An 11,990-nucleotide genomic window follows, 5' to 3' on the forward strand; every position below is an offset into this window, starting at 1 on the left:
CCACGGTGCGCCGGGGTCGGGCCGGGCGTAGTTGCCGGTGTCGTGGGGCTCACCCCACTGCGGTGCCTGGCCGGGACGGACCGCCGGGTCGTTCGGGTGGTCCCAGGGCGCCCGGCCCTGCCCCGGGTACGTGTGGCTGCCGGGGTCGTTCGGGTTCCCGGCGGTCCCCGGGTCGCCCCACATCGGGGCGCCCGGTGCGGGACGGCTGTGGTTCCCGGTGTCCGCGGACGGGTTCCACCCGGAGGCCGGTGTGCGGGGGCCGCCGTCGCCCGGCCCACTCCACTGCGGGGCCTCGGACGGGCCGTCCCATGGGGGCCGACCCTGGTCGGGACGCGCGTGGCCGCCGGTGTCACCCGAGTTTCCCCAGAGCGGCGGGGCGGGGCCGGGGTGCGCACGGTTGCCCGTTTCGTTCGGGCTGCCCCAGGGTGCTTGTCCCTGTTCGGAGCGGGTGTGGTGACCGGTGTCCTCCGATCGGCCCCATGCAGGCGGCCCCTGGCCGGGGCGGCTGTGGGTGCCGCTTTCGTAGGGGGAGGGTTGCGCGGGTGCGTTCGGCCCGCCTTGCCGGAACGGGGCGCCGTGCCCGGCGAGCGGGTCGGACTGTCCGGGCTGTGCGGGCTGTCCGTGCACCTGCTCGGAACCGCCGTACGGGGACGGGCCCCCGGAGACGGGAGGCTCGGGGGAGCGCAGCGCCGACGGGTCGGGGCGCTGGTGCGTGCCGGTGTCCATGCTCGACCAGATCGGGGATACGGGTTCCGGGCCGGAGCTGCTCGGCGCGGGGCGGAAGTCGGGGTCCAGCGGGTCGGGGGAGGAACGCGAGCCGGAACCGGGGTCGGGGCGGTTGTGAACGCCGCTGTCGTAGGGCGAGCCCGGTCCCTGGGACGGCCCCGCGGACAAGCGCCCGCCGTCGAACGGTGCACCGTACGGGGCGGACGTGGCGGTCGGCCCCGATGCCCCGGAGGCCCCGCCCCCCGCGGCCCCGGTGCCCCCCGAGTAGGGCGTTCCCGGCCCCGCCGAAGGGGTGCTGAGCGGCCCGTCCAGCGGGGCCTCGGACCGCGGGGGCAGTGCCGAGGGCCCCGTCGACCACGATGCAGACCCGAGCGGGTCGTGGCTGTCGCCGGAGGGACCGGCGGCCGGCAGCCCGCGGTTCCCGTCGTCCGAGGGCAGCGAGGAACGGTCGTCGCGGTAGGGGGCGGCCCGTTCGGAACCGGAGGCCGGAGGCCCGGGGTGGGCCACGGTCTCCGACGAGGACTGCTCGGAACGCCCCGTGCCGGAATAGGGCGCTTCGGGACGCTCACGTCCGGTCGAGCGGCCCTGGCCACCACTGTCCCGGCCGACGACCTGCTGAGGGCCGTCCCCCCGGCCCAGGTCGGCCAGCGCCATCATGTTGGTCTGCGGCCCGGGCGTGGACGGTGGCTCGTTCTCGGACGGCCCGTGCCCCAGGTCCGAACCGCCCACCGGGGTGCGGGGTCCCCTTCGGGCGTCGCGCTCGTCCTCCTGCTCGTCCTCGTAGGGGCCGTCGTCGTACTCGTGCTCCTCGTACTCGTACTCGTACTCGTCGTCGTACTCGTCGTACTGGCCACCGTTGCTGCCTCGGCCGCCGCGGCCGCGCCCCCGGGCCGGGCGCTGCGCCGGCCCCTCCTCGTTCAGACTCGACCAGAAGTCGTTGTCGGACAGCCCGTCGTCGCCGTCGTCGTCCTCCCAGTCGACCCGGCGCCGCTTCATGAACCCCGGCACACCGGACCCCTTCCGCTGGCGGCGTCCTCTCTGTGCGTCTGCGCCCCGGTCGTCGTCGTGGTCGTCGTATTCGTCGTCGAAATCGTCGTGTCCGTCCGAGCGCGATCCCGGGTTCAGTGCCCGCATGCCCAGGAGCAGGAGCAGGAGCAGGAGCACGGCGAGCACGACGATGACGGCGATGATGAGGATGACGGTGACGGTCATGGTGTACGCACTACCTTGGGGAGGTCGGCCGCACCCGCGACGAGGCCGGGCCGGGCACCGGGTGTCCGACCACGGCACGGCGGCCGTGGAGGCCGGCGTGCCAGTGGATCCCGGGCCGGGTGACTGAGGAGGTGTCGGGGGCCCACCGCGGTCTCAGGTCAGGTGCCGCGCGGTGACTGGACGGGTATCGGTCATCTGAAATGGGGCGAGGGGCACGGCCCCACTGTATGTGTTGTTGCGCGCCGTGTGCAGAGGGTGCCGGGGGCTTCCTGAACGCACTCCGCCGCCGCGGCCGGTGATCCGTCCCACGGGGCGGCCGGCGGCGCTACTCGCTCTCCGAGACCAGGGTGCCGCGCGCGATGGCGCGCTCGGAGATGGCTTCCAACGTGGTCTCCAGCTCGGCACCGTCGGGCAGGCCGAGGCCCTCCTCCAGCGCGTAGACCGTGAACCGGTACTCGTAGAGGTCGTCCTCATCGGGGCAGGGGGCCGTGTACTCGGCCTCGCCCGCGCTGTTCTGCGCCTGCTTGGCGTCGGTAGGGACCGTGTTCTGGCGCAGTTCCACGAGCTGGGGGTCGAGGTCGTGCACGACCCAGAAGACCGTCGCCTCGCTGGGGTCGTCGACCACCAGCGCCGTCGAGCCGGCGTCCTCGGGCAGCCCGGACCAGCTCAGCGGCGGCGAGACCCCGGCGATCTCCGCACCGTCCTCGCTCTCCACGCCCTCGCACGTGTAGACCTCGGGGAGCGGCTGGCCCTCCTGCATCAGGGGGCTGGTCACGGTGATGTCGTCGGGCATCTCCCCGCTCAGCCCGGGGGTGAACATCCCGCAACCGGTGGTCGCGACCACGGCCGCACCCGCTGCCACCGCACCGGCCCGCGTGGCGGCGGAGACTCGACGCACCGGACGCGGCGCAGGGATCCTGGTGGATGGGAGGACCGGGAACAATGGGGCTCCTGCTGGGCTCTCTGGGGCCTGCCGAGTGGTGCCGCACTCTCGGGGCGCCGGTCGGCAGGCGGACTCGCTGGTGTCGGACCCTGGGGTCCTGAGCGAACTTTACTGGCCGCCGCGGCAAGGTCGGTCATCGGTCATGATGGACGTGTGTGGTTCAGCGTTCTCGGTCCTCTCCAGGTCCGCGACGACCGCGGGCAGCCCGTGGGCGTCGGCGGGCCGCGTCTGCGCGCCCTGCTGAGCCTGTTGCTGCTGCGTGCGGGCGCACGCGTCAGCGGGGAGGCCCTGGCCGAGGCCGTGTGGCCCGACCGCGAGAGCCTTCCTCCGCCCAACACCCTGCAGGCGCTGGTCTCGCGCCTGCGCCGGACCCTCGGGGACGGGGTCACCGTGGACGGCGACGGCACCGGGTACCGGCTCGACGCCGACCCAGCCGGCGTCGACCTGCACGTGTACGAGAGCCTGGCCCGCTCGGGTCGCTCCCTGCTCAAGAAGGGTGACCACGCGGGCGCAGAGCGAGACCTGTCCCGCGCCCGGTCGCTGTGGCGCGGACGACCCCTGCCCGACCTGACCGCGCGCGGTGTGGCCGAGGAGACCGCGGTGCGGCTGGAGGGACTGCACCGCACGGTCGTGGAGGACCACCTCGCCGCCCGTCTGGAGCGCGACCCCGCCGGGGTTCTGCCCGAGGTGGAGGCACTGGCGGCCGAGGACCCCTACCGGGAACGCCCCGTGGAGCTGCTCGTGCGTTGCCTCGCCGCCCAGGGCCGCGTCGCCGACGCCCTCGTGGCGCACACCCGCTTCACCGATCACCTCGCCGACACCCTGGGTCTCGACCCCTCGCCGCACTTGCAGGACCTGCACCTGCGCCTGCTGCGCGGCGAACTCGCGCCCGGGGCGGCCGACGGACCGGGGCGGGCCGGCCCCGTGTCCGAACCTCCCGACACAGACCCCCACGATCCCGCCGCCGAACGCGTGCGGCTCCCGTCGGCCCTGACCAGTTTCGTGCCGCGGGAGGAGGAGGCCGCCGGCGCCCGCGAACTGCTCACCCGCGCGCGCCTGGTCACCCTCACCGGCCCCGGCGGCGCAGGCAAGACCCGCCTGGCCGTGGAGACCGCGACCGCGTTCGTCGAGGACGGGCACGACCAGGTCGAGGACGGCGCGTGGTTCGTCGAACTCGCCCCGCTCGCCGAGGGCGACGACCTCGCCGAGACCGTTGCTGCGGCCCTGGGCCTGAAGGAGGGCACACGCCTCGGCCCGCGCGCCGTCGGATACGCCGCGCCCTCGGCCCTGGACCGGGTCGTCTCCTACCTCGCCCGGCGCAGCGCCCTGTTGGTGCTGGACAACTGCGAGCACGTGCTCGACGGGGCCGCCGGGACAGTGCAGGCCCTGCTCTCCCGCTGCCCCGGTCTCACCGTCCTGGCGACCTCCCGCGCGCCCCTCGAGGTGCCCGGTGAACGCCTGCTGCCCGTGCCGCCGCTGGCCCTGCCGCCCCAGGGATGCGGGGCGGCCGAGGCCTCGCGCTACCCCTCCGTGGCCCTGTTCGCCGACCGCGCCCGTGCCGTGCGTCCCGACTTCGCCGTCGGGCCTGACAACGTCGGCCACGTCGTGCGGATCGTGCGCGAACTCGACGGGATCCCCCTCGCACTGGAGCTGGCCGCCGCCCGCATGCGCTCGATGGGGCCGGCGCACCTGTCCGCGCGCCTGTGCGACCGGTTCCGGCTCCTGAGCGGTCCGCAGCGCTCCGCCCTTCCCAGGCACCGCACGCTGCGCGCCGTCGTCGACTGGAGCTGGGACCTGCTCGGGCCGGCCGAGCGCAGCCTTCTCGCGCGGCTGTCGGTCGTGCCCGGGGGCGCGGGGCTGAGCACGGTGGAGCGGGTGTGCGCCGACCCCGGCACCACCGAGGTGGACGGTGTGGACGTGTGGGAGGCGCTCTTCTCCCTGGTCGACCAGTCGCTCGTGGTGGCCGAAGCCGGGACCGCCGATCCCGAACAGCCGCGGTACCGGCTCCTGGAGACCGTCCGCGCCTATGCCGACGAACGCCTCGTCGAGAGCGGGGAGGCCGCACGGGTGCGCACCGAGCACTCCCGGTACGTGCGCGACCTGTGGCGCGAGGCCGACGCGGGCCTGCGCGGTGCCCGCCAGGCCTCCGTGCTCGCCTCGCTGGCCGACGACGCCGCCGGGTTCGGCGCCGCCCTGCGCTGGGCCGTGGACTCGGGCGATGCCGACCTGGCCCTGGACCTGATCGAGTACGGCCAGTGGTACTGGACCATCGAGGGCGACTGGGAGCCCCTGGCGCGGTGGTCGTCGCAGGTCCTGGACTCCTTCGAGGACCGCATGCCCCCGGGTCGGGCGGTCGCGCACGCGTGCTGCCTGTTCCACCGCGCCTCCGTGCGCATCGACCTGGAACTCGACCACGCCGAAGAGCTCATGGCCGAGATCGACGCCGTGCTGGCCCCCGAGGGACGCCTGCCCGAGTACCACCCCGTTCTGGTCAACGCCCTGCTCTACGCGGCGCTGGTCGGCCCCGACGGGGGTGTGCACCTGCGGCGCCTGGTCGATGCGCTGGACGGGGCGGACCGGTGGACGCGCGCCTCGATCGAGATCATGCTCGCCCTGGCGGAGGTGGTGCACGGCCGCGGCGACCGTGCTCTCGACCGCGCTCTGCGGGCGTGGAAGGACTTCCGCCATCTCGGTGACCCGTGGGGGATCTGCCAGGCCTTGGCCCAGGCCGCGGACCTGTACCACCACTCCGACCTGGCCCGTGCGCGCAGCCTGCTCGCCGAGGGGCGGCGGATCGCGGAGAGCACCGGGCTGCACGACATGGCCACCGTCTTCGCGCTCCGCTGTGTGCAGGTCGCGGTGCTCCAGGGCGACACCGATTCCGGCCGTACGGACCTGGACGCCCTGGCCCCCTGGGCGGGGCGTCTGGAACAGGACCACCGGGTGCTGTGGATCATGGCACGGGTGCAGGCGGCCCGGGAGGAGGGCGACCTCGACGGGGCGTCGGCCCTGATCGAACGCCACACCGAGGAGGTCACCGGCCTCGGCGGGTTCTCCTGGGTCTATGTCGAACCCGCCTGGTGGGGCTTGGCCGCCACCGTCCACCGGCGGGCAGGGCGGGAGCACGAGGCGCTCGACATGCTCGGTCGTGCCTGGGGGATCTCCTCCGTCCGGGGCCCGATCGGTCCGGTGGGTGCCGAGATCGCCGAGCTGCTCGCCGTCCTGGCCGCCGACCGCGACCCCGAGGACGCCGCTCTCCTGCTCGGGTACGGGGAGGCGCTGCGCGGTCTGCCCGAGATCGCCGACCCCGCCGTGGTGCAGACCCGGGAGCACCTCGTCGGTGCTCTTGGGACCGATCGGTACGGGGCCCTGCTAGCCCGAGGGCGGGAGACCGGCTCGGAACGGATCGGGGACGCCCTGGCCGAACGGCTCTCCGGCCACATGCCCAGGGAGAGCGCGAGCCCCCGCCCTCCCCGCGTCCCCGGACCGACGGGGACGGAAGAGGGCGAGGAGACCGGGAGGGCTCAGGTGCGGCGGCGGTAGGCCCAGGCCGCCAGCGGGAAGAACACGGCCGTGATGACCACCGTCCACACCAGCGTCCAGAAGACCGGTCCGGCCACGTCCCCGCCGATCATGAGCCCGCGCATCGCGTCGACCACGTGGCTGACGGGGTTGTTGACGGCCACCGTCTGCAGCCAGCCCGGCATCGACTCCGGTGCGACGAACGCCGAACTGCCGAAGGTCAGCGGGAACATCAGGATCATCCCGAACGCCTGCACCGACATCGGGGTGCGCACGATCATCCCCACGAACGCAGACATCCAGCACAGGGCGAAGGCGAACAGCAGGATCAGCGCACCGGCGACGACCACGCCCAGCACGCCGCCCTCGGGGCGGAACCCGATCGCCAGACCCACGATCAGCACCATCACCACGGTGATCGTGTAGCGGACCAGGTCACCCAGGATCGCACCCACCAGCGGGGCCGAGCGGGCGATGGGCAGGGACCGGAACCGGTCGAAGATGCCCTTCTCCACGTCCTGGCTGAGCGTGAAACCGGTGCCCAGCGTCGCGAAGATGACCGACTGGGCGATGATGCCGGGCATGAGGAAGTCCCGGTAGGACTGCCAGTCGCCCATCATCGCCTGCCCGAACACGAACACGAACAGAGTCACGAACATGACCGGCTGCAGGGTCAGGCCCAGGACCTCCTCGGGGTTGGACCTGATCTTGAGCACGCTGCGCCAGGCCAGTTGCAGGCCCTGCTGGACAGTGCGCAGCGGGGTGACGCTCTGCGGAGCCAAGGGGGTCGGGCCGGCCGGACCGGTCGGGGAGTCGGTGGTCACGGCACTCATGCTGAAGTCTCCTCGCTGGTCTCCTGGGGCTCGGCGGGCTGACCGGTCAGTGCAAGGAAGACCTCGTCCAGGCTCGGCTTGCGCAGCGACAGCTCACCCACCGCCACGCCCTGTTCGTCCAGGCGGCGCACCACCTCGGGCAGCACCGCCGAATCGGTGACCGGGACACGGGCCGCGAGCCCGTCGTCGGACACCGGTGCGCTGGTGACGGCCTCGACAACCTTGACGGCGAGGCCGAGCTGCTCGGCCTCGGCGGTGCGCAGTTCCAGCACCTGGGTGCCGGCGCGGTCCTTGAGCTGCTCGGGGGTGCCCTCGCTGATGACGCGGCCGTGGTCCAGGACGACGATGTCGTCGGCGAGGTGGTCGGCCTCCTCGAGGTACTGGGTGGTGAGCAGGACCGTGACCCCTTCGTCGACCTGGCGGCGCACGACCTCCCACAGCTCGTTGCGGCTGTGCGGGTCCAGACCGGTGGTGGGCTCGTCCAAATAGAGCATGGAGGGGCGCCCGATCATGCTCGCGGCGAGGTCCAGGCGTCGGCGCATACCGCCCGAGTAGCCCTTGGTGGGGCGGTCGGCGGCGTCGGAGAGCCCGAAGCGCTCCAGGAGTTCGGCGGAGCGGACCCGCGCCTGGGTGCGGTCGAATCCGAGCAGGCGAGCGATGAGCACCAGGTTCTGCGTTCCGGTGAGTTCCTCGTCCACGGCTGCGTACTGGCCCGTCAGCCCGATGAGGCGGCGCACCTCGTGGGGGTGGCGCAGCACATCGAACCCGTCGACCTCCGCGCACCCTGCGTCGGGGCGCAGAAGGGTCGCAAGGATACGTACCGTCGTGGTCTTCCCGGAACCATTCGGACCCAGCACACCCAGAACGGCTCCCCTCCTCGCGGTCAGGTCGACCCGGTCCAGGGCGCGTTTGCCCTTGAACTCCTTGACCAGCCCCTCCGCACGAATGGCGTGGGTCATTTCGTCCTCCGTTCAACGTCTGTACGCAAGTGTGCCGAGACGCTCTGACAGAACGCTGACGGGAGGGGAACGCGACCCTGACGCGGCCCATTCCCCCCGTGCGGTACGGGGTTCTGCCTGACCTCGCCCCACACGTCCTAGACTCGGTCGCGTGTTGAACAGTCCCGCCCACGACGACCGCCCCGAACCGGGGGAGGACCCCCGCGAGCCCCGTACAGAGGAGGGACACACGGCCGAACTGCGCCCGCCCCTGCGCAAGGTCAGCGGGCGCGCCGTCGGGGTGTGGACGGTGCGCATGGTCATCGGGGTGGCCCTCAACCTGGCCTTCGTCAGCGTCGTCGCGGCGATGCTGGCCAACCTGCCGCTGCCCTGGATCCCCGACTGGCTGAGCGAGAACGCGCGCGTGCTACCGATCGCCTACGGTCTCTACGGGCTCGTCAAGATCGCCGTGGTGCCCTCGTGGCGCTACCGGGTGCACCGCTGGGAGGTCGGTGAGGACGTCATCTACACCCGTGCGGGGTGGATCGCGCGCGCCTGGCAGCTGGTGCCGGTGAACCGCATCCAGACCGTCGACCACACCCAGGCCATGCTGGAGCGGGTCTTCGACGTGGCCACGCTGCAGGTGCAGACCGCCTCCTACGCGGGGTCCTCCACGATCGAGGGGCTGGACGCCGAGGAAGCGCGTGTGCTCAGCGAGGAGCTGGCCGCGCGCGCCGCCACACTCCGGGACGACGCGACCTGATGAACCACGAGTACGAGAACCCCGGACCCGCGGACCCCGAACGCGAGCGCTGGGCCCGCGGCCCCGCCGGCCACACCGCTGGGCGGTACCCGTACCAGTGGCGCCAGGACCAGGAACCCGGCCCGGACCCGCACTCCTCGACCCCGTCGCGCAGGGACGGCGCCGACGGCGCGCTCTCGCGGGACGCGGCTGCCTCCGAGCGTGCCCGTTGGGGGCCGCCCGAGCGCGGAGCGGGTTCGGACGCGCATGCCGGCCCCGGACAGGGGCAGGAGCCATCCGATGCTCGGAGTGAGCACGGGACGCAGGGTTCCCACCGGGACGAGCACGCCCGTCGGGGTTGGTCCGGACCGGCTCCCGGCCCTGCCCCGAGCGTCGAGAGTGCGCCGAGCGGCGGCGGTGTTGAACGCGTTCCGGACGAGCGCGCGCGAGACGAGTGGTCGTACGAGCGCGCTCGTTGGGGGAGGCCGGCCGAGGACGGGGCGACCGCCGGCGTCCACCACGATCCCGACAGCCCCAGCGGCCCCTCAGCAGCTCAGAGGCCGGCCTACGGCGCATATCAGGGACACGGTCAGTGGCAGGCTCGGGGCACACAGGATGCGCAGGGCCCCTGGGACCAGTGGTCCCGATGGGGCGGCCCGTGTGCGGCGCCGGACCGAGGCGGGGGTGGTGCTCCGGCGCCCAGTGCTCCGGGGCCGTACGGTCCCGAGGGCCACTACCACCCGCCCGAGACACGGGAGTGGTGGACCGAGGAGGCCTCCCAGCCGTTCACCTCCGAGAGCGGCCGCCGCCTCAGCCCCCGCAGCATGGTCGTCGGCCCCATCAACCAGCTGCGCAGCATCCTCCTCCCGATCCTCATCGGCCTGGTCATCGGCGGTTTCAACCCGTGGCTGCTGGCGGCCACCGGCGCGACCGTCGTGATGCTGCTCGTCGGCGGGTTCGTCACCTGGCAGACCCTGCGCTACGAGATCACCGACGACCGCATCGAGATCCGCAAGGGGCTCATACGCCGGGAACGCCGCACCATCCCGCTGGAACGCATCCGCGGCGTCGACGTCACCAGCAGCCTCCTGCACCGCATGCTGGGTGTCTCCGTGGTCCACATCGAGGCCGCCGCCGGCTCCATGGCCACCGAGGACGGCAAGCTCGACGCCGTCGACGCCGGCGAGGCCGACCGCCTGCGGGGCGAGCTCCTAAGGCGCCGCGCCGTGCTCACCGAGACCGAGCAGGACCGGGAAGGCACCGAGGAGAGTGGGGGCACCGCCGCGGCCGAACCGGAGACCGTCGTCCACTTCGAGATGCCGCGCACCTGGTACCTCTTCGGCGCACTGAGCCTGGCCCACCTGCTCACCCCGTTCGCGCTGCTGGCCACGGCGATCGGCATCCTCCAGCAGTCCGCGGCCCAGATGGAGGTGGCCACCGACACGGTCATGGGCTGGATCGACGCCACCGACCGCGCCCTGCTCACGACCCTGGCCATCGGGATCCCGGTGGCGTTGGTGCTCCTGATGCCGGTGTTCGCCGTGGTCTCCTACGCGGTCACCAACTGGGGCTTCACCCTCAAGGGCCGCGAGGGCTCCCTCGTGGCCGAGCGCGGCCTGTTCACCCGTCGCAGCGTCACGTTGGAGAAGCGCCGGATCCGCGGGCACGAACTCCAGGACAACCCGCTCGAACGAACCCGGAGCGCCGTGCGCCTGCGTGCGATCGTGACCGGACTGGGCGATGCTGCCACCCGCGCGGTCCTGCTCCCGACCGGCCCGCGCCCGCAAGTCGCCTCGGTCGTCGAACGTGCCCTGGCCCGGTACGACGGCGGGCTCCGGCGCCACCCGCGCGCGGCGCTGCCCCGCCGCCTGATCCGCTCGGTGGGTCCGTTCCTGCTCACGGGCGCGGCAGGTGTGGTCCTGGACTGGAACTGGCTCGTCATCGCCTCGGCGGTCCTGGCCGTCCTGGGCGTGCCCCTGGGCATCGACCGTTACCGCTCGCTCGGCCACGGATACGACGGCGCCCACGTCAGCGTGCGCTCAGGTTCGCTCCAGCGTGGACAGGCGATCGTGGAGCGCTCCGCCGTGATCGGCTGGACCTGGACCCAGACGCTGTTCCAGCGCCGCTCAGGTATCGCGAACCTGCAGGTCACCGTCGGCGCGGGTGCAGGAGGGTACACCGCCCAGGACGCCTCCCTGCCGGGGTCGGTGGCCTTCGCCGCCGACGTCACCCCGGAGATGGTGCGCCCGTTCCTGGTCGAAAGCGGTACGTCCTCGCCGGGGTCGAGCTCCGACGGCCCCGGCGTCACCGATGCTCAGGATCTCCGGGACCCCCATGACGAGGAGAGCCCCCGCACAGCGGACGAGGACCGCTGATCAGCGGTCCTCGCTGTCCTCGTGGTGCACCGGCCCCGTGCGGACGGGCGCCGCGGCCGGTGGTCAGTCGCTCTTCTTGGAACCGAACATGATCTCGTCCCAGGACGGGACCGACGCCCGGCGACCGCGGCCCTTGCGCTTGGGGGCAGGACGCTCGGCGCTCTGTTCGGCGGCGGGTGCGGAAGGCCCGGTCTGTTCGGCGGTCCGGCGCGGACGGCCTGTGTCGTTGAGATCGATGGTGGCGCGGCGCCTGCGCGGACGCTCGGGCTGTGCGGGTGGCTCGGCGGCAGGCGGCGCGGGCTCGGGCGCCGGAGGTTCGGCCGGGAGGGCCGGACGGGGGTCCGGCCGGTCCGGGGCGGAGGGCTGCTCGGCCCGGTGGGGGCGCTCGGTCTCGGCAGGCGGTTCCGGGACCGCGAACCGGTCCGCGGCAGCGGGGCGCTCGGGTGCAGCGGGGCGCTCCGGTGCGGCCGGAGGAGGCGCGCTCGGCGGGGCCGCCGGACCGGGGCGCGGTGCGGCCTCCGGACGCGCCGGTTCGCTCTCGGCCGGGTCGAAGTAGGGGTCCTGCCCCGGACGCGGGTGCCGGGGCTCGGCGGCGGGACGGCGCCGCTCCTCGGCCAGGCGCCGGCGCTCCTCGGTCAGGGGAACACCGAACTGGTCGGTCTGCGCACGCCCGGCCACCGGACGCAGCGGCTCGTCGCG

At 73.5% G+C, this 11,990-nt stretch carries 7 protein-coding genes and 1 pseudogene; 3 read left to right on the plus strand and 5 right to left on the minus strand.

The window, feature by feature from the left end:
• Both D474_RS0115875 and D474_RS0115880 read right to left on the minus strand, forming a co-directional pair.
• On the minus strand, positions 1-1,938 hold a 1,938-nt coding region (locus D474_RS0115875; protein WP_017614530.1), incomplete at its 3' end, for a hypothetical protein.
• A 325-nt stretch (positions 1,939-2,263) separates the two neighbouring features.
• Positions 2,264-2,881, minus strand: a complete 618-nt coding sequence (locus D474_RS0115880) for a YbhB/YbcL family Raf kinase inhibitor-like protein (protein ID WP_026118532.1) — start codon at positions 2,879-2,881, stop codon at positions 2,264-2,266.
• 153 nt (positions 2,882-3,034) lie between these two features.
• Between D474_RS0115880 and D474_RS0115885 the strand changes: the two genes are divergently transcribed.
• A complete protein-coding gene (locus D474_RS0115885) occupies positions 3,035-6,424 on the plus strand; it encodes an AfsR/SARP family transcriptional regulator (protein WP_017614532.1) in 3,390 nt (1,129 codons plus the stop codon).
• Here D474_RS0115885 and D474_RS0115890 read toward each other — a convergent pair.
• Positions 6,406-7,236, minus strand: a complete 831-nt coding sequence (locus tag D474_RS0115890) for an ABC transporter permease (protein ID WP_017614533.1) — start codon at positions 7,234-7,236, stop codon at positions 6,406-6,408. The genes D474_RS0115885 and D474_RS0115890 overlap by 19 nt on opposite strands.
• Positions 7,233-8,195, minus strand: coding sequence for a daunorubicin resistance protein DrrA family ABC transporter ATP-binding protein (locus D474_RS0115895; protein WP_017614534.1), 963 nt, complete (start codon positions 8,193-8,195; stop codon positions 7,233-7,235). Before D474_RS0115895 ends, D474_RS0115890 begins: the two co-directional genes overlap by 4 nt.
• Before the next feature lie 151 nt (positions 8,196-8,346).
• Between D474_RS0115895 and D474_RS0115900 the strand changes: the two genes are divergently transcribed.
• Together D474_RS0115900 and D474_RS0115905 are read left to right on the plus strand one after the other, a co-directional pair.
• Positions 8,347-8,937 carry a PH domain-containing protein gene (locus D474_RS0115900; RefSeq protein ID WP_017614535.1) on the plus strand — a complete coding sequence of 197 codons (591 nt, stop codon included), beginning with the start codon at positions 8,347-8,349 and terminating at the stop codon, positions 8,935-8,937.
• Entirely contained in the window at positions 8,937-11,291 is a 2,355-nt protein-coding gene (locus D474_RS0115905) for a PH domain-containing protein (RefSeq protein WP_017614536.1), read from the plus strand. The genes D474_RS0115900 and D474_RS0115905 overlap by 1 nt, the downstream gene beginning before the upstream one ends.
• A 63-nt stretch (positions 11,292-11,354) precedes the next feature.
• Here D474_RS0115905 and D474_RS32740 read toward each other — a convergent pair.
• Positions 11,355-11,990, minus strand: a pseudogene (locus D474_RS32740) (septation protein SepH); the annotation flags it as partial.

It is taken from the genome of Nocardiopsis salina YIM 90010 (genome assembly GCF_000341025.1).
In the GTDB taxonomy this organism is placed as follows: domain Bacteria; phylum Actinomycetota; class Actinomycetes; order Streptosporangiales; family Streptosporangiaceae; genus Nocardiopsis; species Nocardiopsis salina.

Coding starts and splice junctions, on each gene's coding strand:
- D474_RS0115890 (WP_017614533.1), bottom strand. CDS start 7,236: ATGAGTGCCGTGACCACCGACTCCCCGACCGGTCCGGCCGGCCCGACC.
- D474_RS0115895 (WP_017614534.1), bottom strand. CDS start 8,195: ATGACCCACGCCATTCGTGCGGAGGGGCTGGTCAAGGAGTTCAAGGGC.
- D474_RS0115905 (WP_017614536.1), top strand. CDS start 8,937: ATGAACCACGAGTACGAGAACCCCGGACCCGCGGACCCCGAACGCGAG.